Here is a 21,804-nt window from a genome sequence, read left to right as displayed (position 1 = left end):
TCGATCGAACGTTCAAGAATCTGATGACCGAGGTGGGACTTTCCTATGTCTGAAAAAACGTGAACAAAATCTGAGATTCTGAAAAGAGAAGTTCTATGAGATCATGCGACAGGAGCTTCAAGGTTCCGCGTGGAATACTCCGGCTCTTCAGCAGTTCTCGAATCAAAGCAACCAGAGATACTTTGAAAAATGGAAAATATCCACTCGTGAGGAGGAGAAAATGGCATCCAAGAATCCAACATGCAATAGCTGTGGCCGCAAATTGGATCAGGGTCCAGCTATCGGTTCGCGTACTCTCTTCATGGGAGTCGTTTGCGCTTTTTGCAAGAAAATTGAATGCAGCCAATGTAAGGTCAGCAACAACACTGCGCCGTGTAAATGGTGCCGTGGTGAAGTGAGACCGGCATATGATACTTATTTGTAGAAATGTCTGATGATGTCCTGAATTCCTTACGCTCCTATTTTCAACAATCTTCCTATGGCGCTTTAAGGTGGCACGCATATCTAACGCTGGATTTCTCAAAGACTGAGCTTGTTACGCTTGCAAAATTTGACGAGCTGTCGGAATCCGTACAAGCGAGAGCGCGGTCCCTGGGCCATGCAGAGAACGATACCGTTACATTCCTGGTTCTGGTCAGCAAAAGCGCAACACCGGAAATCATGATTCTTAAAAAGGGCGAAAGCCTTAATATCGGGTGGCTCAAAGGGGATACTCAGCAGCAGGAGCAGGCAAAAAAAGAAAGCAAGTGTTTTATCGCGACAGCAGCCTACGGATCTGATCTTGCTGCAGAGGTCCAATCACTTCGACGATTTCGAGACCAACGCTTGAACCATTCCAAAGAGGGAAGGCTCTTCATCAAGATATATGAAATACTCGGATCGCCACCTGCAAAGCTGGTACGCCGTTCCCGAATCCTGCAATTCGTAGTGAGAAAGCTCGTTTCATTCGTATGCTCAAACCTTCGATGGTTTGAGAAGCAGACATAACTATGGACCGAACTGAAATGGAAAAAAGATGGGCCGAGCGACAGACTCGAATTGCGGCTCTGCGTGAAATCGTTTCGGCACCGATCGATTCAATAGTCGGTGGTAAAGTCATCAATCAGGGAATGAAAGATTGGGCCAGGGCGGATCTGGAAAACCTTCTACGTCCTGCTCGTGCATGGATTCTGGCTTCCGATGATGTAAAGACTTCAGGTTCGGAAGTGCGGACGATGCTCCCTTTAAAGGGTTCTCTATCACGTCCCAATAGTGTGGAGCGTCTGGTCGGCGAGATGATGGAACCGGAAAAGGCGCTGTCGGCTATCTATCCGTTTCCTGACGGGATGGAGAGCGTTGCACTCGTTCATCACGGTGGCCTCGATATGGAGTATTTCAATTTCAGCATGTCCACCGATCAAATGGAATCGTTTCTTCTAAAAGGCTTTTTGACAAAAGAGAAAATTTCACATGAAGGCAAACAGGCGGTGCGTGTTGAAGTAGCAAACTTAAGGGAAATCTGTGCCGGCTTCGTTGATTTCAACCCTGGAACGGAAGGTACTAAACTCGCGTTCGACTTGACAGAACGCTGGAATCCGGAGCTGTTTAAGAGAATGACGCAGCTTCGTCCAGAAGTCGCAATGAGCTCCGTCTTTGCCCCTACTCTTGAATCCCTTCTGGATTCGCTAAAGAATCATCGGGAAGCGAAATGGCCCGACTGCGATTTGATTTTGCAACAAGGGGAGTTTGCAATAGCCCGGAAAAGTACGAACAAGGAGGCGCGTGTGACAGTCGTTCTTGCTACGTTTCATCAGAAACTACGAGACCGTCCAACAGTAATATTTATTGACAACCTTACACTTCTACCGAATTAGTTCTCGTTTCCAATTATGTGGCTCTGGTGGATCAAACGTCAATTAGCTTCAAGCGATGAAGAAATTAGAACGAAAGCCTGGCGGAAATTGATTGCCGCTGAGTCCCCCAGCACTTTCGATCTGGCCGTTTATGAATTTAAGAGTGGTAATGAGGAGAGTCGTTATCCGGCTGGGCTCCTTCTTTGCAAGCTTGCAGATGTTAGATCCCTTGATCTTCTCGTTGAGATGTTAGAAGACGAATCTTCCCAAAACAAGGGGCGGGCTTTCGAAGCACTGTTAAAACTCCGTGATTCCAGGGTCGTGCCGGTGCTGATGCGCTTTGTTGAGAATGAACAACACTCGTGGCAACAAAGGAAGCAAGCCTTGAAGGCCCTGAGTGCTCTGGGTTGGCAGCCTGCCGATCCCGGACAGAAATTGTTGCTTACCATCTGCATGCGGGACGAACCACTGCTGCTTTCTATGTGGGAACAGTCGCGCGAATATTTGATCAGATTACTGGAACATAAGGATGCCGGGTTACGAAGCGACGCAGCTAAGCTTCTGAGCAATCTTGCAGATGCCGAATGTTTCGATGCTTTGACAAAGGGCCTAAAGGATTCTGATGAAGACGTTCGCGGCTACTGTGCCCTTGCGCTGGGACGCCTGAATGACCCAAGAGCTGTCGGACCGCTCCTTGATTTACTGCGGACACGCAAAGCAGAATTATTCTCAGATGAGATTCGATCTGCGCTCTCCAACATCGGCACGAAGGACGCCATCGAAGCCCTGGAGTATTTTGAAAGATTGGAGGAACGGAAAAAAAAGTTGAGTCCCGCATACTCGAAAACTTCAGCTCCCGCGCATGTGAATTTATCACCAGGCTCTAAAGTCCCGATTACAGGCGAATACAAATGCGAGTTTTGTGAAATGAAACCTGTCACGCTTGATCCTCGCCTGCACGTGGCTCTTGACCAGGTAACGAGTATGGACAAACTGAAACCCACCGTCAAACGTTTCGAAGCTGGCAGCAAATTTTCCGAATGTCCCGGATGTAAAGAAGCAACGGGTTGGACATTGATCTCGTCATATTGAGGATTATTCTAAGTATTCGTTTGGTTAGAGCCCTTTGCATACTTTCTGTAATTTCAATTCAGTGGAACAAAAACAGAGTCGTACGTATTATAGAAACCCGGTTTGGAGCCTTTGCGGTGAAAACGGGCTATAACGCAGTCAATCTGAATCGTGGGGCTATTCAGGGTGTTCAGCACGCTCTCGGGAAACTGAACTGTGATTGTTTCTTTGTGAGAAGATAAATGAGTTCCATGGATCGCATTTCCCCAGGGAAGTTCCCGGTGATAAATTGTTTGAATATTCTCTTCTCCTGAGTTCAGAAATGCTTTAGTTACAGCAGCTCGAACCATTTCTCCGTCATACTCGGTCCAGAAAGAAGCGTTAGTATCCTTAATTTCGATGCGAATTTTTAACTTGACCTCACCCGATGTTGAGCTCCGTTCCACAATCGCGGCAGTGATTCCATTCTTTCCGGCAGCGGCGCCAGAAACAGGAACCCAATTGTCCTGATGGATACCGAGTGATCGCTCAGCTTTCTGACGTTGTTCTTGCGTCGCTACTCCGAGAATCACAAGACCAATCATTAAGCAATGTAGATCGGCTCATTGCCGGGCCAGGAACATCTGGTTTTCATTCAGGGTTTCAATGTATTTTTTCGAATAACTTGCCACAATTACTTTCTCGGGATTTTAGCATAGTGTACGTCGCCCGTTCCATTGATAAAGTCGGCCACATTGATCCAAACAACTTTGTTACCGGATATAGCGGGCGTGGCGAGAGGAACAATCGGCTTAATGACCAGTCCGTGCAACATGTTAGTTGCCAGGTCGTACATTCGAATCTCGGCAATGCCGGGCCAGACAAGGCGACCATCCGAAAAATCGCCGTTGATTAAGCTATCCGGAAACACATGGAGCAACAACTGATCTGTCCCGCTTGTAATGTCATAGGAGTGGAGATCTTGGAACGCGAAATTACCTTCCGGCGTTCTAAAACGTCTGAGATAAACCACAGTGTTACCGGAGATTTTCGGAAAAAACTCATCCTCCGGCGTGTTCGTAATCTGCCGTTGAGTCTTGGTCTCAAAATTATATAAGAAAATATCAAGGGGTTGATCTATACCACGTCCCATCCAGACCATGTAGTTTTTCGAGATGTCAACCCTGAATGCACTCTGCTCTGCAAGGACCTCCTCTTTATTCGTCTCGAGATCATAGGTGGAAAGTCTGGTAATCAAAAGCCCGTCCTTAACCACCGATTCGTCCCAGACAATCCGCTTACCAGCCACCACAACCGATCCTCCTAGATCACGACCACTTGCAATTTTCTCAGCCGGACATTGGCCAGTCCTCGCATCAAAAATGCAATAGTAAACTGCGTCGTTTTTAAGACCCTGATTAAAGTCCCTCCAAACAATAACATTGCCGGAAATTTGTGGGGCGGCGAATCCGTAACGCTTCGTTGTGATTCGTTGAGTAGTCTTTTTTGCCAAATCGTGAACAAAGAGATGGTTATCAATAAGCTCGCTTGGATCAACTATTTTGAAGTCTCCTGACCAAACAATGAGATCTCCCGAAAGTTCGGGTTCGTGTGCCGTACCTCTAGCGGGACTCGGAACTTGCTTAGCGCGCAGTTGCGTTCCGACATTGATCACGTCCTCAAATTTCAGGCCGTTGCGGTTCGTTGCCGTAAGTCTGAGCGATTTCCATCCAAAAGGAAGCGTGCTGAATTGCCACGTTCCAAGGATTCCATCCTTTCACGGGAGCGGTCATCGGCCCACCGATCGGTCTCCAATTTTCATCAGGTTGTTCAGTGCTGTAAAAGAGCTGGTACTCGTTCAGGTCAGATCCCGTAACTGTACCTCTGATCGTAACCGACTTACGAACGGTTGCTAAATGGAAAGGCTTCTCGATTTTCACTTCCAATGTGGATGCGATATTTAAGGCACGGCGAGCATTGATACGCCCCGCTCCCGTTTTCAAGTCAAACCCCGGTAGATCGATGTCTTCACTGGATGCTTCCAGGACCTGCCGAACTTCATCGTTTTTCAATATAGGACGATGTGCTAACACCAAGGCTACAGCTCCTGATGCATGAGGAGCTGACATCGATGTACCCTGCAGTCGCAGATAGCGTCCATCTACCCTTGATCTTTTTGGACATTTTGGACAGGGGCTCAGTCTAAGGGAGAGAATATTCCGCTCGGTTGAATCATACCCTCCACCAGGCGCTGCAACATCGATCACTGCCCCAAAGTTCGTGAAAAACGTCGGTAGATCATCTTGATTACTGGCAGCAACCACAACTGGTTTTGGATTATGCATATTTTGCGGACTGATGGTTCTGGAGTCGAGTCCCGAGTTCCCTGCCGAAAAGACAACCACAGCACCAAGTCCATGGGCCAGTTCTACTGCAGCTTCATTCGCAGGAGAACTCGGACAGAACCCGCACCCCCAACTGTTGTTGATAACGTCAGCGCCATTTTCTGCTGCATATACGATTCCCGCCGCCGCTTCAGAAAGCGGGGCTACTCCCTGCTTGTTGAATGCCTTTACCGGCATAATCTTCGCTCTTGGAGCGACTCCTATGATGCCCTTTTGATTGTTGCCTGCTGCCGCAATCGTACCGGAGACATGAGTGCCGTGAAAATGATCATCCAGCGGATTGTTATCCGGTTTCTTTGGTGATATACAGCCCGTCGGGCCAAATTCCGGACAAGTTACGAAATCCAACCGCGGGAATCATCAACAAAACCGTTTCGATCATCATCTGTGCCATTGCCGGCGATTTCACCCTGATTCTTCCAGACGTTAGTGGCGATATCCGGATGATTGTAATCCAGACCCGTGTCCACCACAGCAACAATCATGCCTTCACCCTGGGTAACATCCCAGGCAGGCGCCATATCGAGCTTGTCTGCTTTCAGTCCCCAGAGATCATCGTAATTCTGTCGCCAGGAACCAGCGGATTTGTAAAAGGGATCGTTCGGCAAGAAATCAGTCGTCAGCAAATAATCAGGCTGCGCGTAGTCAATATGAGGATCGCGCTGGAACTCGGCCATTGCGGCTGCGAGATCGACATATTCTGGAAACTTTAGAACATAAATATGGTGTAGATCTGGAAGGGATGCGTCCTGTGGTGCGCGATTTGTTCGATTCGCAAATTTTGCCTTGGCTATTTCCAGCTTTTGCCGATGGTATTGCCTCAATAACGATACCGGTATTTGTGCGATTGCTCCGATCATTCCCTTTTCTTCCTCTTCCGTTCGGAATACCGGCGTTGCCGATTCTAACTCATATCTTGCGTTTAGTTCATCGAGTGAACCATTTGCATTTGTTGTCACGCCTTTGAAATGCCTGTGGCCCTTCAAAAGACAATGAACGCAAGCGGTAACCGTATCTTTGTACTTAACGATCAACTGGCCTTTAACAAACTTTTCGCTTGATCGCACCCGGTTCGTGTGGTTCCTCTCTTTTTCCATTACTGCCGTCAGACGAGAACCTACAAAGAAGAAGCTAAGAACAGTGAAGAGCGCTGTTTGAAGTATTAAGAGCTTCCTGAATTTCATGCGAAACTCCGAATACTTAATTGGCACAAATCAGGGCTCCTTCCATTTGTTAGAGTCAAGCAATGATCAAGATCATTCGAATGTGCTCGGCTTTTTGGCGCGAACGGATACGGATCTGACGCCGGTGGTTTAAGTTTTTAGTAGCAATCCTATTGAAAACCTGTGCATAACCTTAATTGCTGGAGATGAATTCGCGCAGCCAGACCTCGAGCACAAGAACGGCGTTCGCCGGGATGAGGCCCGGGATCCCCTTCTTTCCATAGGCGAGGTGGGGACTGGCTCGTACCCTGCGGTAGCCCCCTTTTTTCATTCCAAGCAGCGCCTGCTCGATCGCCACAGCCGCTTGGCGTTTCCCCAGCGTGATCGTGCGATCGAGAAGCCTACGCCCGCGCTCGATCGTGACCGGCTGATCGGGAGCCGCCGCAAACTGAATCTCGTTCAGGGGCACCTCGTCCCCTCGATGCAGAAAGATACGCAAGTTAAAGACGACCCGATTTCCTTTCTGAGCAAACAGGCCAGTCCCTTCGACATCCTCCAGTAACTCGACGCCTCGTTTCATGATGCCCCACGACCTCCACCGAATGGTCCCACTGAGTGGGTTTCCTTCTTAGTACTTGCTTCACAATTATGATGGCGTATTCGGGCCAATGTTAAAAGCCTCTGATTGACAAAAATAAACACCGATTTCTATTTTCGACTACCTAGTAGATTCTTTTTCTCAAGCGTCCTTGAGGCGCTCTTTTCGATCAGCTTAACTGCCATTTTCGCATAATTTTCAAACCGACAGAGTGAAGATTGTTGCGAAAGGTAGGCGCGGCCGAATCGCTCCGCGAACTGCCGCGACCTGGTCCTGATGATCGCGTTTATCAGATTGAAGCGAAGGAGGAGGTCCTGGAGCGCGCTACAACGATGCTAAGCGTATGCCGCAAAGTAGTGCTTCTCGATGCTTTCCCGACACCCCTGGGCCTTCTGCGTCCACTAATAGAAAGGGCGCACAGGCGGGGCGTCCGTGTTGCGTTGAAGCTCTATCAGCCGGACCGCAGCCAGGGTTACCCTGAAAGCTCTGCTGATCCATGGTCCCGACGTAATCGATACTTGGCCGGGCGAAGTTCTGAATCTGGTAACAGATGGAAAAGAGTTTCTTTCCGTACTCTATTCACCCGGCTGTGATGACGTTCGCAATGCGATCTGGAGCTCCAATCGATTTCTAGCGGCCCGCCAGCATAACGGCTTAAGCTGCGAAATCTGCCTTACTTACTTGCTTTCACTCGTCAAACAAGGGGCTCCGCCAAGAAGCTGGAAAAACATATTGGAAAAAATGGAAATGTTTTATTTTCGCAATAGCCCCGGTTTTCAATCTTTCCCCTTCCGGCGTTCACATAGAAAATGAGACTGGGATTCAATGGTCGGACTCTTCTGATTCTGATTTCCACGATTTCCATTTGCTTTGGAGATTCCGTCACGATCCATAGCAGTCTCGGGACAAAGCTGGATCAATACCTGGAGCGACTGGAAGGTTTTGGATTTTCCGGTCAGATGCTTATCGCGAAAGATGAAGAAATCATTTTGCATAAGGGATACGGTCTGGCTGACCGGGAAAAAGGAATCGCCGTAACGACCGGGATGCTTTTTGAAATTGCCTCCATCAGCAAGCAATTTACTGCGGCGGCTATCCTAAAATTGGAAATGCTCGGCAAGCTCACCACATCTGATTCCGTGCGAAGATTTTTCCCGAGCGCACCCGAAGTCTGGCAAGATGTAACATTGCACCGGTTGTTAACGCACACGGCCGGATTGGAAGACGATTACGTTTATTACTCCCGTCATCCGCTTCTGGAGCGTGATCCGTACATTGAGCACATTCTGCAAAGCCAGCTCAGTAAGGATCGCGAAATGGTTTATTCCAACGATGGTTATGTTTTGCTCGCTGCGATCGTAGAAAAAGCATCGGGCCGGTCTTTTGAGGAATTCGTGTCACAGGAGTTATTTCTACCGGCAGGAATGGAAGAAAGCGGTTTCAAAACGAAACCTGAGAAAATCCTGAGCTCACTTGCGATCGGTTACGGTGGGACTCGAACCATTCCAGGACCGAATTGGCTGAACATCGGAAACACAGGGATCGTCAGTAATGTGGAAGATCTCTACCGCTGGCACATGGCGTTGCAATCGGATCGCGTTTTATCCAAGAAGTCTCGCGAAAAATTCTTTTCTGCGTATGTAAAAACCGATCTTCCGTTCGATTACGGTTATGGATGGTGGATTGAAAAAGATCCTCGCTTCGGAAAGGTCGTCTGGCACAGCGGAAACTCGAATTCTTTCAGCGGGGTCTATCGCTGGTACGTCGATCGTCGAATGCTGGTGATCTTGCTTACCAATCTTGCGATCGCGGATTTTCCGGCGCGTGAAGCATTGTTCCCGGCAGTGGGGAATACTCATTTCAAATGTATCCTGAATGAGGAACCATTTGAGCTTCCACCTCCTTTTTTGCCCGTAACAGATGGGCCATTAAATCGTTTTAACGGAATCTATCGTTTTCAGGACGGAAGCCAGGTTGAGATCACAACACAGAACGAAAGCCTAACGGTTCTACCTCATGGTCAGCAGGCGTTTGATCACTTCTTACCTCCCGGCTATCCTCAGCTGGAGAAGGATAGGAAAACTCTTGCCGAATTTACAAAAAAGACAGAATCGCTGCTGCAGTCCTTATCGCTCGAAAATCCGCGCATCCTGGAAGAATTGACGGGGGATCAAACAGCTTTTCCAGGTGGGGATGCGTTGGATGTGTTTTGGGAAAAATGGAAGGATCTTCAGAATCAATACGGACCGTTGACGGAGTTTGAAGTTCTGGGAACAGCGATCGTTTATCGAACGGAAAAAAGTTTGTTAGCGGAAACGATAAGCCTTCAAACTTATGAAAAGGGAAAAGCTTACTATCGCTGGGTCTGGAATCACGAACACCTCACCACCGCGTTGCCAGGTCTACCTCTTCCCGTCATCCCGCCCTTTCGAAATCAATCGGGCAATAGTTTTGTGAATCTGCACCTGCTTCTTCACGCGAGTACTTTTTTGGAGTTTGACATACGTCAAGGAGAGCCGGTAGCGTTCCGTGTAAACGGTGAACGAGCTGAGAAAATTAAAGCGCGCGAATGCATCAAACGGTGAAGATTCTTACTGAGGTTTGGGATTCACACGCCTCATGATCCCGATTGCAGTCTCCCGATGCGAAGATAGCGTGTACCGTCACGAGCGCCCGGTCAGGCGGAGTTGAGAATTGCTAAAGCTTGATCTATATCTTCAAAGGTGTTGTAAAGGTGCGGAGAGATGCGCAGCTTGCCGGCGCGTTGGGCGACGAATACTTTCTCTTTGAGGAGCTTTGCATAGATTTCGCCATTGCGTTGAGGCTGTCTCGCAGAGATGAAAACCAGAGTGGACCGCGCCGCGCCGTCGCGGGGACTCAGCAGTTCATACCTACTCATATCAAGCTCTTCTATCCATCTGGAAATAAGCTTGTAATTATGCGCCGCGATGTTTTCAATCCTCTGCGCAAGCAGATATTCGACAGAGGCCGCCCACGGCTTGAAATTGAAAAAATTGGCGGTTCCGAAAACATCGTACTGGCGCGCGCCGAGATCAGGCCGCAACGCAGGAACGTTTTGCTCGTTTGCCAGGTCATCTGCTGTTTGCATTGCCAGCCAGTAAGCCTGGTTGTATTCCAGCGACTCCCGCAATTCCGGCTTCATCCAGCAAAATCCGGTGCTGTAAGGGCCGCACAACCATTTATGCCCGACATTGGTGATCGCATCAACCGGCGTGGTCAGAATACTAAAAGGGCGAGTTCCGAGAGCCTGAGAGGTGTTGAGCACGAATAGGACACCGTGAGCGCGACAGACTTCGCCCAACGCCGAGGCGTCAATCGCAAAGCCGGAAAAAGAATGGACGAGAGTGGTGCAAAACAATTTTGTGGAATGAGTGATGTTTTCGAGAAGTTCATCTGCCTGCAGCACGTGATTGCGCGGTTGAATCAGACGAACCTTGACCCCTTTATCCCGCAGCGCAAGCCAGGGAAGGATGTCCGATGGAAAATCGCCCTTCATCAGCAAGACTTCATCACCGGCTCGCCAGCGTATCCCGTTCGCAAGTAAATGCAAACCGTATGAGGCGCTATTACCCAGAATAATGTCTTCCGCCGCCGCATCAATAAGAAGGGCGAGAGCCTGCCTGAGTCTTTTCGGAACCCCGCTGAAACGCTCTGTGGTTAAATGAAAGGGAGCGACCTTCCACGCAATAGCTTCCCGGGCTTCGCTGACTGCAACCGTTGGAAGTGGCCCCTGATGAGCGCAGTTCAGCCAGACTGCGGCCTCGAATGGGCCGAAGTCTTTTGAATAATGTCCTTCGAAATTCAACTCTATTTGGCCTTTCCGTTTTCAAATTGCCGGACTTCTTCCAGCAATTCCTTCATGTAGGAAACTCTTCCATGCGAGCCCACAATGGTTTCCACATCCAGTCCCAACTTTCGAATGGTATTGAGCAAATCCTTTGTGTTGCTGCTGTTTATGCCATGAAAAGGATCGTCTTCGGTGGATTTAATCTTTGGATTAATCGGGTTAAACATGTCGCTCTGGTAGAGAATCTTCAGCTTTGGCAGATAAACGAGAAGCATCTCTTTAACGTGACTCAGAGGGCTGAACTGATGAATCTCCACGACTTGGTTGCCGTCGCTGATGATACGTTTGCCATCCTCAATTGCATCAACCTTGTAAGGTGCTGGTTTTCGGGCAAAGGCATCCGGAGCGAAGGTAAACTTTGCTCTGGCTAGTCTGTCAATGTATTTCAGATTGCCGCGAGTTGTGATCACCGTTGCTCCTTCAGCCATAAACGCGCGCACGCCGGCCGAATGATCTCCATGATGATGTGTAGGGACAATATATCTGATCGGCTTATTCGGAATTGTCTCTTTTATTTTGCGGACGGCTTCTTCCGAAATGCCGTTGACGATATTCTCCTCCGGCGCTTCCGCCGCAAGAATGAAATCCTTAAACTCAACAAAAAGGACGTTGAAACCGCCTGCCAGATTTCTCAGCAAATAGACGCTTTCGGCCATTCTCAGGACTTCGGTTTTCGGCTCCACGACATCCAATTTGATCAGGTTCTGGGATGGCTTGAACAGATTTTCATCTACATGTTGAGGAGAGAATTGCGCGTCCAGATAGTTCATTTCAGCAGATAAAACTTTATTGTGATAGGTGAGGCGAGAAATGGGGATTCTTGTTCCCTCGGCATCGCGATACCCGGTAAAGATGCTTTCGCCGAGCGTATCGCCCCAAACGTTTCGCGTATAGAACCAATCGTATTTGGTCAGGAGATGCGTTACGGAGTCGAAGTAGAGATTCAGCATCTGACCGGTGGAAGCGATGAAGGTGATCACGTCCTGCTTTCTGCCTTTGAAAGTGTCATTGCCCAGCCAGCGAAGCGTTCTGTTTTGCTCAAGAGCATCCGCGAGAATATTTTGCGGAAGAAGCTGAGGGATGTCGGCAAAATCCGTCAGGGCAGGTTTCCGCATCTCCATGAGCCAGTTTTTATGAACGATGATATTGAAGCCTTCCCCATTTCTCACGATTTCCTTTACCCACCAGACATAATCGGAATCCACATCACGCAAAATTCTTTCATGGTAAAGGCGATTTTTATCGGCTTCGTACACTATTGTCCTTTCCAGCGCCCAGCCTTCAAAGGGCAGTTCGGGGTCTGAATTCTGAAAGAGTTGATAGCTCTTGCCGTTCAGTTTCAGGGAAAAATTCCTTGCTCTTTTGACGGCTTCGATGCCGCCGAACGCATGGATATTTGAATCCAGGACGCGACGAGCTTCTTGCTGTGATGCTGACGAAAAATCAATGCTCCCCTGTGCGGTGACTGCGGCAACTAGGAAAAGATGAAAAGAGATGAACAAAAAAGCATTCTTCAAAGTCATTGCCAGGTTTTGCTCAATTGCCATTGTCACACAATTTTCACTCCGTGGAGTGAAAATTGTTGCGAAAGGTAAGGGCTGCCGGGTAAGAGAGAAAATAAAGCATTTTTCCGCTTCGGGGATGTCAGGTGATCGTCGCGCAGTCATTCCAACAAGCATGATATCAATCAACATAGCAAGCATGCGTAGTGTCAACATACAAATCGTTGTATCCTCCCCTCTCAATCAGGCGAAGGGTCACAGCGGTGAACGCCTTATTGATGCTTCCCATGTGGAAGGCGTCTTCCACACGGAGCAGGGCCTGGTTCTCAAGATCTGAGTAGCCGACGGCAGCCGCATGGATTTCACCTTTCCTGTTCTCCACGAGCACTCCTATTCCTGGATACCCGCGTTGTAAGCCTTTTTTCAAAAGCTCTTCCAGCTGCAAGCTTTTGGAAGGAATAGCCGCTGCAGCGAGAATGAAAAGTACAAAAAGCGCGAAAAGGAAGCATTGGATTCGGTTTTTCATTTGTTGTTGAGTTTTTCGAGAATCAATTGAATCGCTTTAAGGAGCTGATCATCACGTCCTCGCGCGACAGCGTTTGGTAAATTGTCGATCTGATAGTCGGGTGTGAAACCAAGATTCTCCAGCTCCGGCAAGCGATTCAAACCGGTTACAGCATTGTCGGCTGCGCCCACTTCCCCTCCGTCAGCAAGCTCCAGGAAATGACTTCCGATTATCCCGCCCCATGTTCGTGTTCCAACAATTTGTCCCAGTCCATATTTCTTGAAGAAGTATGGAAAAAGATCCCCATCTGAAGAGCTGTATTGATTCACCAGCAGAATCAATTCCCTGGAAAATGCGGCCCCGCGGATAAGTCCACGCCCCACAGGTTATACACAAATTCCATCCGACAGGAATTCTTCGGAGTCGTTCCAAAATTGTTTCCGCAAGCCATCCGCCATCCGCGAATCTAGCATCGATGATCAAAGCTTTGCGATCGAGCTGGTAATAATAGCTGGAAGCAAAAGAGCTTAGGCCTGATTCGGAAAAGTTGGGAATATGAATGTAGCCGATTTGTCCATCTGACGCTTCTAGGACTGTGCGCCGATTTATTTCAACCCAGCGATCATAAAAGAAAGCTGTTTCCGATCGAACAGACTGGATTTCTATTTCCCGCGACTTTGCCGGTGTTTGCGTTGGACTCAAGGTTAGCTGGATTTTCTGATCTGCCTTTCCTTGAAGCAACTGATACGGCGTTGCAGGGAGTCGAAGCGGCTGTCCGTTTATTTCCAAAATGTATTCACCTTCGCGAACAACGTCTTGAAGAGGCGAGATGCCGGCGGGCGCCTCGGTACTTCCGAGAACGTTCGCAATCCGAAAGTATCCTTTTTCATCCGGGACAAACTCGGCCCCAATTAAAGCAACGTTGGATCCTTCAAAATTCTCCACATCTCCGCCGCGCGCATAGAGATGACTGATATTCAAATTCCCGAACAACTCAGCAAGTATGTAATTCACATCATGGCGATCTGCAGCGATATCTACAAGAGGCAAATATCTTTCAAGAAGCTTTCCCCAATCGATCGAGCGCCTGGATTGATAAAAGTAGAGTTCTTTTTGCCAGCGCCATGCTTCACGCACCATCTGTCTCCACTCTGATCGCAAATCAATATCAAGCTGCATCTCAAGCAGTTTCCAATCATCTACCTTTAAGAGGTTGTCGTTGAGATTCTCAGCCGCAACGATCCTGTATTTTCCATTGCTGAAGAGGACCACTGTTCGGCCATCCGAAGTTGCAATCGCTTGAACAGGTTTGTCACTGAGAACTGTCTCTTGCTGCTGACTGATATCGAAGCTGCATAGTTTTCTGTCTTCGTTCAGATCCGAAGCCCTGTTGAATAGAAGTTTTCCCTTCAAAGCTCTCAAGCGAGAAAACACACCGGGTTTGATCGGCAGGGGCCGGGCAGCGTTGAACAAATGCTTCCATTGCTCCATAGTGTCCGGCAAAGAATTGTTGGAATTCTCGGAGACCAGGAGCGCTTGGTAAATGCGGTCCATATTCGCGAAAGCAAAGTTATATTCAATCCTTCCCATTACAGGTGTGAAGTCTCTCCTTGAAACAAACCATAGAAATTGACCATCCGGATCGAATACTGGAGCCGAATCCCGATAGCGACCTTGTGTCAGTCGCTCTGTCTTGCGACTTTCGATGCCGTAGATCCAAAGCGATGAAAAATCGACGCTTTCCGGTTTGCTGTATACCACCCACTTTCCATCCGGCGAAAAGGCATAATCCTCAATCCTTCACATCTTTGGGCTATCAATCTGGATTCTGGTGTGCTGCCAGGGATCTACGAGATAGAGGATGCCTTTGAAATCGTTCACAGCAATAAGCTTTCCATCGGGTGACCAAACCGGAGACCTCAGTAATGAATTGCTATTCTCTGTAATCTGCTTCCTTTCACCTTTTGTATTTTGAATAAATAGCTCATCCGTTCCCGATTCATCGGAAATGAACGCAATCCAGTTTCCTTGTGGCTGAATGCTTGCGTTCTTTTCACGAATGGATGGCGTCGCGGTAAGGTTCGAGACTTGTGTGTTATGGAGAAGAAGAATTTCGCCTCTAGCGGAAATTGCGATTTTCGCATCTAGAGATGTACTGACCGACTCCAGATAATTAGAAGCCTCGACGCTTTTTTTACCTGGAGAATAGGGAATCGTAAGTTGAACCGGTTCGATTTTCTGGCTCAATAGTTTCAATCGATGTAATTTGCCACCCTGTTCAAACACAATGCTTTCTCCATCCGTTGACGGCCATTTCACATCAAAATCATCGTAGTGCGTTACCTGTGATATTTGTTGCGATTTGGGATCAAAGCGGAAAATGTTTTGCATTCCTGATCGATCCGACAAAAAGTAGATACCCTGTGCAGTCCACATCGGAAACTGATCGACCCCCTCCCAGCGCGTAATACGATCGATGTCATCTTTCTGATTGTCGAAAATCCAGATGTCATCAGCCATCCCTCCGTGGTATCCTTTCCAGGCTTCATGCAAGTTGAAATCACAGACGGATCTGTTAAACGCTATCTTCCTTCCATCCGGTGAAAAGGAAAGGTAACCTCCTTCGCTGATCGGGAGCGCTTCCGGCCATCCACCCGTTGCGGGGACTTTGAAAAACCGAGCAATGGTGCCGCTCCCACCCTGACTGGAGCGATACACAATAAATTTACCGTCAGGAGTCCAGTCCAAAACTTGATGATCAAATCCGAGTTTGGCTGGATAAAAATTCGCTTGCGATGGATAAAAGGTCAGCTGTCTGGGGGATCCGCCATTGTACGAAATAAGGTAAACTTGTCGGAATTCCGGTTACCTCTGCTGTAAACGCAATCGATTCTCCATCGGCGAAAATTTTGGAAAATATTCTCTTCCTTTCCAATCGGTCAGGCGGCGGGTTTTTCCTGTATTGAATTCTCCGACCCACAGGTTCCCTGCTACGCAAAATGCTACGCGGTTATGATGAAGTTCCGGAAAGCGAAGCATTGGGGTTGCATCCGCAAAAATGAACGCAGAGAACAAGTGAAGAATCAGCAAACCGAGGCCTTTCAACAGACACATATGAGCATTGATTATCCTGCACTCATGGACGGCAATCTATAAGAGAAATTGCATTTTGTATAAAACTTTCAGAGGAAAGAACAAGCAAAGGGGGTATTACGTTATACTTTTTAGCAATGGCTCATAGACCTGTCAGTCAGGGAATACTGTTAAAAACAGTTGAATTGGATGGAATCAGGCTGACAGAGACTGTCCACGAACCTCGATTGAAATTGGAACCCCATAGCCACGAATTGATCAATCTCACCTTTGTTTTGAAAGGATCCTTCATCGAATCTTTTGAACGAAGCTCGTTGGAACTTTGCTCGAATAGCGTCTTTTTGGAACCGGCCGGTTTAATGCACAGCGATCATTACGGCAATGATGGCGCCCATTCTTTAATTGCAGAGTTTGGTTATCAGTGGGTTGAATTAGTTAAACTGGATCCTACTCTGCTGCAGAATCCTTTTCATGTAACTGGTCCCGTTGCCAGTAAATTTGCCGCTCGAATTTACAGAGAGTTCCAATTTCCGGATCGATTTTCGAGTCTTGCGGTCCAAGGAATTCTGCTCGAATTGTTTTCTTTCACGTTTCGCGAAATTCGCTGCAGCGATCGATTGTATCCGGCATGGCTTGCGAGAGTTCAGCAGCACATCGATAAACACTTTCAAGACCAGGTTGAATGTATTGACCCTATGTCGAGTTGGTGATGTTCATCCGGCACACCTCATCCGTTCCTTTCGAAAATTTCTTTCGTGCACGCCGGGACAATACATTCGCAACGAACGCCTAAAGCTCGCATCGAAATTGTTGCAGGAAAAAGACCTGTCTTTGGCGCAGATCTCCCAGAATGCCGGCTTCTGCGATCAGAGCCATCTTACTCAGTTATTCCGTCGTCATTTTGGAATCACTCCAAGCCGTTTTCGCAAACTCAAAAGCGGAATTCCAGATAAATAGCAGAACTCGTCGTTTTGGCAAGCGACCCGGCGAAGTTAGGGGACCCGCAGGCTTCCAGCCTGCATCTCCTTCAGACCCTTTCTGGGACATGATAATTGGTATTATCATGCGCAAGACTAAAAAGACCCCCAACCCCGAAAAACTTGAAGAAAGCTCCGAGAGTGCACGGTCTTTGAATGCCTGTTTGTCAGACGGTGGCTAGCGTTTCGGAAGCAGAAGAATCAATCGGCTGAAAAGAAATTCCACTGAGGGGGAGTCTCCGGTGGAGGTCGAATCAAAGCAGCCCACGACTTACGCCGAAGTTTTATCCATTTTCGTTGCGGAGGTTAGATTTTGAAGTAGTTCTTCCGGTTGAATGAAATGCTTCCGCGGTTCAATCAGTCTTACAAGAACTTGGTATTTCCGCAGAGCCAACCAGGGCAGAATATTGGATGGAAAATCGCCTTTCACCAACAGTATTTCGTCTCCCGCTTTCCAGCGGAATCCGTTGGCTAACAAATGTAGCCGTAAGAAGCGCTGTTCGCAAGTATGATCTCATCTGATGGAGCGAAGATGACTCTGCCCAGAGCCTCCATAAGGCGCAGCGGTACATCGGTGAAGCGTTCTGTTGTCAGATTGTATGGCGCAATTTTCCAGGAAATTGCTTCGTACGCTTCCTGAACAGCAACAAGCGGCATCGCACCTTGATGCGAGCAGTTCAGCCAGATCTTGCCATGGAATGGGCCGAAGTCTTTTGAATAATCATGCTTTGCCATCTAGTAGTTCCTCCAATTCATCCATCAGCATTTTCATTCGGCGGATGAATGCGTCGTATGGTTCAGGCTTTGCCATATCGATCCCTGCCTGGAGCAATAAATCGTAGGAGAGATCGCTGTCTCCACGACCAACAACTTCATGAATAGCCTTTCGAGCGTCCGGATCGCCGGCATCAAGCTTTTCCATGAGCAAACAGGCCGCCGCCATTGCAGGCGGCCAGAAAAGATGTTCGTAAGAGAAAAATGAAACATCCGAAGTAATCCAATCAGCAGCGAATATTTCATCCACGGTTGCGCCGCCCTCATGATGGCCATAGTAGCGGCGAAGGATTTCCAAGTACATTTTCGATAATTGTGGGCCCGTGGGCGGTTCCCCACTTGCAATCATATCCTGAATTTTTGACTCGAATTCTGCGACGGCATTCCAGTGAAAGAACTGACTTGAAATTCGATCCAACTGCTGAACGAGCGAGTCGATCCGATCTCTACGGTTCGTAGCGAGATCTTTAAGGTAATCATAATGAAGGAGATTGCCCAGATAAATGAGCCCGTTTCCATAAATAGGAGGATCGTAGCGTGTATCAGGGAAACGATCTTTCGGAATGTCTGCGGAGCACATAATAAACATTGCTGCTCCTGCAAGTGAGCGAGACGACCGCTGATCGCCTCGGTAACTCATGATGGTATAAGGTGGTATTCCACCCACCGGTGGGAAGATTGCGTACATTGCCCGCTTTTCAGGCAAGGGCGGCAAATGCAGCCACGGTTTCAACAGTCGTTCTCTCATCCGGTCTTGAAATTCCGGCCCAAGGGTCGCGGAAGCTGCTATGATGATTTCCATACTTTCTCGAACCGTGAAGCGCTGCTTGCTGGGCGGCAGATTGCGGATATCGACATAGTTCATGCGATCCAGATCAAGCGCCCGGCGGCAAAGCTGAATGTACCTGTGATAGACAGCAAGGTTTTTTTGAGCCACATTCAACATCATGTGATAGCTCCCTTGTGGCATTCCGTCCCGCAGAAAGAATAATGCATCGATACCGTCCTTAAAGTTGCGGTATTTGGCTATCGTTAGATCTGTCTCAATTCGCCGCGTCAAAAGCATTCCGAATACGTCCTCAAATGAGCGTAACTGCCCCAGATAGGCATTCGCAGCCGCAATCCGCACTTCCTTCTTCAAGGATCTTGTTAGTGATCGATAATTCGAGGTATCTACAACAACACTCTTTCCATCCTCGCCGATGATTTCGATCCACCCCAAGTTGGAATCGAGAAGGGTGAGATACGTGTCGGATGTGAGTTGCGGTAGCCGAGCCATGCTGCGGAGGATGGATTGTGGTTCGGGTGACAGCGTATGAGGGGCTTCCCGCAATGATTGCAGGATGCGTCGACGATGCACCGCCAGTCTTGGCTCCTCAACGAGCCATTGATTCAGGCGAGCAGAACCGATAGCTCGGAGTTCGTCCACCACGAAGCTCACCGCGGCTTCCACCTGTGTTTCAAAAGCGGTTCCCGTTTCGTATTGTTGCTTCGCTTTGCCGGATCGAGTGTCAACGGCGGACACAAGTTCACCATACACCGACATCTTGTGCGCGCGAATACGGAGATCAGATACTTCATCAAGGCCATCGGCCAGACTCTTTGCGCTGCGGCCCATGGTGCCTTTGATTCGACCGATCGCTCCAAGTTTTTGTTGAATAAGGGCACGTTCTCCCTCCCAAGCCCGGTCATCCTGATAGATTTCCGAGAGGTCCCAGACATATTCGTGTACGTTGTCTTGCTCGTTTTGCTGCGAAACCGTCTGACCGCAAGTAAGGATGATTACGGTCAGTACGCAGAGAAATTCCTGTTTCATTATGGCGTTCATGCGAAATCTGCATTGACTCATTCGGCAGGATTGTAGTCTTGTCAGCCCGGTAATTCTTGAACCGGATTAGTCGAAATTGTTCAGGATTAGTGTTGAGAGAGGATCCGGAAGCGGCGCGGTGTGAGCCCTGTGAGACGTTTGAAAACTTTGGTGAAATGCGTTTGATCGGCGAACCCTGCATCCAACGCTATTTGCGAAAGTGGTTCGGAAGTCCCGCTCAGTTTTTGCCGCGCAAAATCCACCCGAAGCTTCCTAATAAATTCACCGGGTGTATGCCCTTCGAAACGGCGAAACGTTTTAGCCAAATGAACAGGATGCACTCCGATCTCTTCGGCAATTTCCGAAAGAGAGGGAGGGGATGAAAAATGTAATTTCAAAATAGCTAAAACTGAATTCATCCAGAGAGGCCGTCGTTTTTCATTCCCGCTGAATTCGGTGCGAAACGATTCTACCAACAGCTCGAGTGTTAATGCCTCCATGGCGAGCATAGAGAACGTGTCGGGGCATGAGAACTCTTCATAGAGGCGCCAAGCTGTGCTCAGATTTCGTCCGAATGAAACGGGATCCCGCACAAACTGAGGCAGCAGAGTTTCCACAAAACTCCCTTTCTTCGCATCGATTTCTATTACAAAGTGAATGCCGTCGGTCAAGTGTTCGTCCCTGTGGATTTGTTCCGGATGATAAAAAGTCATGACCCCGTTAGGGATCGTCCACATTTTTCTTGCAATCGATTCCCGGTAAGTTCCGTTGACCGTCAAACAGATGTGCGGGAGTTCATGCGAGTGAGCCGGTTGTCGTTCGCCTTTCGAATAAAAAGCTTCCGATAAACGCCCGTGCTGGAGTTGAACCGTTCTCTGAAGCTTTCCAAAAAACCGGCCGCACGAAAGTCTTAGTGCCATTTCAAATTCGCCGTTACTCTTCCAATTTCGTTTTTTAGTACCATTCTACCTGGTCCGTTTCAACATGGCCGTTGCATTTCATCGAGATTCTTGCATCGGCAATAACCCGTATCTGACCGCAGTTCAACAAAGATATTATATAAATTCGTCTGCATCTTCCAATAATGTTTCTCAAAACGAAAAAAGTATGGCATCCCTTCCACTTCCCCAAATGCATGGAGTGGAACAATGTTTGGATGAGAAAGTTTGGGCTGCCATCCTGGCTTTCCTCCAGAACCGATCGTAAATCTCACGAGTATCCGAAGTGGTCTTAATGATTTTATGGCAACTTCGCGGTCCAGTGTGAGATCGCGCGCAAGATAAACTGCGCCCATCCCACCATGGAGATGATCGCAAATGCAGAGGCTTATTTTATCGGCGAACTTTACAATGCTGCTTCTGATGACCTTGTTGTTTACGACGCAATGAAAAGGATCATCGCTGCTAAAGGAACTGTTAATCTGCATCGCCTGGCTACTCGATATGGCCTGACTTCGAGGCGGATACAGCAGAGGTTCAGTGATTTTGCCGGATGCACCCCTAAGATGTTCGCACGTCTGGCAAAGTTCCGCTTCGCGCTCTATAAGTTGCACACCATTTCGAACGTCAGCCTCACAGATGTTGCTTATACGTCAGGCTATTTATGACCAGCCGCATTTCATCCACGACTTCAAATTCTTTGCCGGGATCAGCCCTCACAAATACCTTTCCGATGATCATGCATTGAACCGGATGATGGCCCGGTAACTGATTTCGGATTTTTACAATTTCCAATTAAGTCGATTTTGTTAAAATCCATTTCTAACGCCAAGATGACACAATACGACTGGAAAACGTTTACGACAAGAGTGAGCATTCGGGCTCCGAGCGGAGCATCGCCGATGCCTGGACAACACCGGGCGGCCTTACAAGCTGGTTTTTATCCATTGAGGAGTTTACGAAACCGGATGGTTCAATCCGTGAAAGGAGCAGCCGCGTTGAACCGGGTGACAGATATGTTTGGCGATGGCATGGCTATAGAGACTATTCTGGAACAGGCGAAGTGTTGACGGCCGAAGGTGAAGCGTTTATGAGGTTCACGGCATCGATATTCCAACCGTTCGCTCCAAAAATCGAAGGATCTAGCCAACAAAAGGGCTCTAATAAGAAGGTTATGAGAGTGAGGATTTTTTCTCATAGAACTTCTCTTTTCAGAATCTCAGATTTTGTTCACGTTTTTTCAGACATAGGAAAGTCCCACCTCGGTCATCAGATTCTTGAACGTTCGATCG

At 48.2% G+C, this 21,804-nt stretch carries 21 protein-coding genes and 1 pseudogene; 8 read left to right on the top strand and 14 right to left on the bottom strand.

Annotated features, from left to right (window positions below):
- Positions 1-426: 426 nt before the first annotated feature.
- From L0156_26525 to L0156_26515, 3 genes are read left to right on the top strand one after another with little or no spacing between them, the layout of a single operon-like run.
- Positions 427-987, top strand: a complete 561-nt coding sequence (locus L0156_26525; GenBank protein ID MCI0606555.1) for a hypothetical protein — start codon at positions 427-429, stop codon at positions 985-987.
- Between the two features lie 2 nt (positions 988-989).
- Positions 990-1,853, top strand: coding sequence for a hypothetical protein (locus L0156_26520; protein ID MCI0606554.1), 864 nt, complete (start codon positions 990-992; stop codon positions 1,851-1,853).
- Positions 1,854-1,868: 15 nt separating this feature from the next.
- Positions 1,869-2,924, top strand: coding sequence for a HEAT repeat domain-containing protein (locus L0156_26515; GenBank protein MCI0606553.1), 1,056 nt, complete (start codon positions 1,869-1,871; stop codon positions 2,922-2,924).
- A gap of 53 nt (positions 2,925-2,977) precedes the next feature.
- On the opposite strand, the gene L0156_26510 is transcribed toward L0156_26515, so the two are convergent.
- The 5 genes from L0156_26510 to L0156_26490 all read right to left on the bottom strand — a co-directional run bounded on the left by L0156_26510 (position 2,978) and on the right by L0156_26490 (position 7,030).
- A complete protein-coding gene (locus L0156_26510) occupies positions 2,978-3,487 on the bottom strand; it encodes a hypothetical protein (GenBank protein MCI0606552.1) in 510 nt (169 codons plus the stop codon).
- An 89-nt stretch (positions 3,488-3,576) separates the two neighbouring features.
- Complete coding sequence (locus L0156_26505) at positions 3,577-4,557, bottom strand: hypothetical protein (GenBank protein MCI0606551.1); 981 nt, start codon at positions 4,555-4,557, stop codon at positions 3,577-3,579.
- A gap of 4 nt (positions 4,558-4,561) precedes the next feature.
- Positions 4,562-5,635, bottom strand: coding sequence for a S8 family serine peptidase (locus tag L0156_26500; GenBank protein ID MCI0606550.1), 1,074 nt, complete (start codon positions 5,633-5,635; stop codon positions 4,562-4,564).
- The gene (locus tag L0156_26495; GenBank protein ID MCI0606549.1) at positions 5,623-6,471 is read right to left on the bottom strand and encodes a hypothetical protein; all 849 of its coding nucleotides are present in this window, start codon (positions 6,469-6,471) and stop codon (positions 5,623-5,625) included. Before L0156_26495 ends, L0156_26500 begins: the two co-directional genes overlap by 13 nt.
- A 172-nt stretch (positions 6,472-6,643) precedes the next feature.
- Positions 6,644-7,030 carry an FKBP-type peptidyl-prolyl cis-trans isomerase gene (locus L0156_26490; GenBank protein ID MCI0606548.1) on the bottom strand — a complete coding sequence of 129 codons (387 nt, stop codon included), beginning with the start codon at positions 7,028-7,030 and terminating at the stop codon, positions 6,644-6,646.
- Positions 7,031-7,266: 236 nt separating this feature from the next.
- Between L0156_26490 and L0156_26485 the strand changes: the two genes are divergently transcribed.
- Both L0156_26485 and L0156_26480 read left to right on the top strand, forming a co-directional pair.
- Entirely contained in the window at positions 7,267-7,641 is a 375-nt protein-coding gene (locus tag L0156_26485; GenBank protein ID MCI0606547.1) for a hypothetical protein, read from the top strand.
- Between the two features lie 216 nt (positions 7,642-7,857).
- Positions 7,858-9,633, top strand: coding sequence for a beta-lactamase family protein (locus L0156_26480; protein ID MCI0606546.1), 1,776 nt, complete (start codon positions 7,858-7,860; stop codon positions 9,631-9,633).
- A 92-nt stretch (positions 9,634-9,725) separates the two neighbouring features.
- On the opposite strand, the gene L0156_26475 is transcribed toward L0156_26480, so the two are convergent.
- The 6 genes and pseudogenes from L0156_26475 to L0156_26450 all read right to left on the bottom strand — a co-directional run bounded on the left by L0156_26475 (position 9,726) and on the right by L0156_26450 (position 15,671).
- Positions 9,726-10,874, bottom strand: coding sequence for an aminotransferase class V-fold PLP-dependent enzyme (locus L0156_26475; GenBank protein ID MCI0606545.1), 1,149 nt, complete (start codon positions 10,872-10,874; stop codon positions 9,726-9,728).
- 2 nt (positions 10,875-10,876) lie between these two features.
- Positions 10,877-12,634, bottom strand: a complete 1,758-nt coding sequence (locus L0156_26470; GenBank protein ID MCI0606544.1) for an MBL fold metallo-hydrolase — start codon at positions 12,632-12,634, stop codon at positions 10,877-10,879.
- Positions 12,600-12,944, bottom strand: a complete 345-nt coding sequence (locus L0156_26465) for a beta-lactamase family protein (protein ID MCI0606543.1) — start codon at positions 12,942-12,944, stop codon at positions 12,600-12,602. Before L0156_26465 ends, L0156_26470 begins: the two co-directional genes overlap by 35 nt.
- Positions 12,941-13,252: a S41 family peptidase gene (locus L0156_26460; protein MCI0606542.1), complete on the bottom strand. Its 312-nt coding sequence runs from the start codon at positions 13,250-13,252 to the stop codon at positions 12,941-12,943. Before L0156_26460 ends, L0156_26465 begins: the two co-directional genes overlap by 4 nt.
- Before the next feature lie 397 nt (positions 13,253-13,649).
- Positions 13,650-14,063, bottom strand: a pseudogene (locus L0156_26455) (PDZ domain-containing protein).
- Between the two features lie 660 nt (positions 14,064-14,723).
- Positions 14,724-15,671: a hypothetical protein gene (locus L0156_26450; GenBank protein MCI0606541.1), complete on the bottom strand. Its 948-nt coding sequence runs from the start codon at positions 15,669-15,671 to the stop codon at positions 14,724-14,726.
- A gap of 482 nt (positions 15,672-16,153) precedes the next feature.
- On the opposite strand from L0156_26450, the gene L0156_26445 reads away from it, so the two are divergent.
- On the top strand, positions 16,154-16,726 hold the full coding sequence (locus tag L0156_26445) for a hypothetical protein (protein MCI0606540.1): 573 nt from the start codon (positions 16,154-16,156) through the stop codon (positions 16,724-16,726).
- Between the two features lie 738 nt (positions 16,727-17,464).
- Here the strand turns inward: L0156_26445 and L0156_26440 are convergent.
- The 3 genes from L0156_26440 to L0156_26430 all read right to left on the bottom strand — a co-directional run bounded on the left by L0156_26440 (position 17,465) and on the right by L0156_26430 (position 20,494).
- Complete coding sequence (locus L0156_26440) at positions 17,465-17,728, bottom strand: hypothetical protein (GenBank protein ID MCI0606539.1); 264 nt, start codon at positions 17,726-17,728, stop codon at positions 17,465-17,467.
- Positions 17,715-19,595 carry a hypothetical protein gene (locus L0156_26435; protein ID MCI0606538.1) on the bottom strand — a complete coding sequence of 627 codons (1,881 nt, stop codon included), beginning with the start codon at positions 19,593-19,595 and terminating at the stop codon, positions 17,715-17,717. The genes L0156_26440 and L0156_26435 overlap by 14 nt, the downstream gene beginning before the upstream one ends.
- An 86-nt stretch (positions 19,596-19,681) precedes the next feature.
- Positions 19,682-20,494, bottom strand: coding sequence for an AraC family transcriptional regulator (locus L0156_26430; protein MCI0606537.1), 813 nt, complete (start codon positions 20,492-20,494; stop codon positions 19,682-19,684).
- A 380-nt stretch (positions 20,495-20,874) separates the two neighbouring features.
- Here L0156_26430 and L0156_26425 point away from each other — a divergent pair, with 380 nt between their 5' ends.
- Entirely contained in the window at positions 20,875-21,180 is a 306-nt protein-coding gene (locus L0156_26425; GenBank protein MCI0606536.1) for a helix-turn-helix domain-containing protein, read from the top strand.
- A gap of 234 nt (positions 21,181-21,414) precedes the next feature.
- Positions 21,415-21,582, top strand: coding sequence for a hypothetical protein (locus L0156_26420; GenBank protein MCI0606535.1), 168 nt, complete (start codon positions 21,415-21,417; stop codon positions 21,580-21,582).
- Positions 21,583-21,804: the final 222 nt, after the last annotated feature.

Source organism: bacterium, from assembly GCA_022616075.1.
Taxonomy (GTDB): domain Bacteria; phylum Acidobacteriota; class HRBIN11; order JAKEFK01; family JAKEFK01; genus JAKEFK01.
Note: the sequence above shows the minus strand (reverse complement) of the source record. Positions and strands in the feature narration are given on the sequence as shown.

Bases quoted from the DNA above. Each gene is read 5' to 3' on its own strand.
- L0156_26525 (MCI0606555.1), top strand. From the start codon at position 427: ATGTCTGATGATGTCCTGAATTCCTTACGCTCCTATTTTCAACAATCT.
- L0156_26520 (MCI0606554.1), top strand. From the start codon at position 990: ATGGACCGAACTGAAATGGAAAAAAGATGGGCCGAGCGACAGACTCGA.
- L0156_26515 (MCI0606553.1), top strand. From the start codon at position 1,869: ATGTGGCTCTGGTGGATCAAACGTCAATTAGCTTCAAGCGATGAAGAA.
- L0156_26510 (MCI0606552.1), bottom strand. From the start codon at position 3,487: ATGATTGGTCTTGTGATTCTCGGAGTAGCGACGCAAGAACAACGTCAG.
- L0156_26495 (MCI0606549.1), bottom strand. From the start codon at position 6,471: ATGAAATTCAGGAAGCTCTTAATACTTCAAACAGCGCTCTTCACTGTT.
- L0156_26490 (MCI0606548.1), bottom strand. From the start codon at position 7,030: ATGAAACGAGGCGTCGAGTTACTGGAGGATGTCGAAGGGACTGGCCTG.
- L0156_26480 (MCI0606546.1), top strand. From the start codon at position 7,858: ATGAGACTGGGATTCAATGGTCGGACTCTTCTGATTCTGATTTCCACG.
- L0156_26470 (MCI0606544.1), bottom strand. From the start codon at position 12,634: ATGTTGACACTACGCATGCTTGCTATGTTGATTGATATCATGCTTGTT.
- L0156_26465 (MCI0606543.1), bottom strand. From the start codon at position 12,944: ATGAAAAACCGAATCCAATGCTTCCTTTTCGCGCTTTTTGTACTTTTC.
- L0156_26445 (MCI0606540.1), top strand. From the start codon at position 16,154: ATGGCTCATAGACCTGTCAGTCAGGGAATACTGTTAAAAACAGTTGAA.
- L0156_26440 (MCI0606539.1), bottom strand. From the start codon at position 17,728: ATGGCAAAGCATGATTATTCAAAAGACTTCGGCCCATTCCATGGCAAG.
- L0156_26435 (MCI0606538.1), bottom strand. From the start codon at position 19,595: ATGAACGCCATAATGAAACAGGAATTTCTCTGCGTACTGACCGTAATC.
- L0156_26430 (MCI0606537.1), bottom strand. From the start codon at position 20,494: ATGGCACTAAGACTTTCGTGCGGCCGGTTTTTTGGAAAGCTTCAGAGA.
- L0156_26425 (MCI0606536.1), top strand. From the start codon at position 20,875: ATGGAGATGATCGCAAATGCAGAGGCTTATTTTATCGGCGAACTTTAC.
- L0156_26420 (MCI0606535.1), top strand. From the start codon at position 21,415: ATGCCTGGACAACACCGGGCGGCCTTACAAGCTGGTTTTTATCCATTG.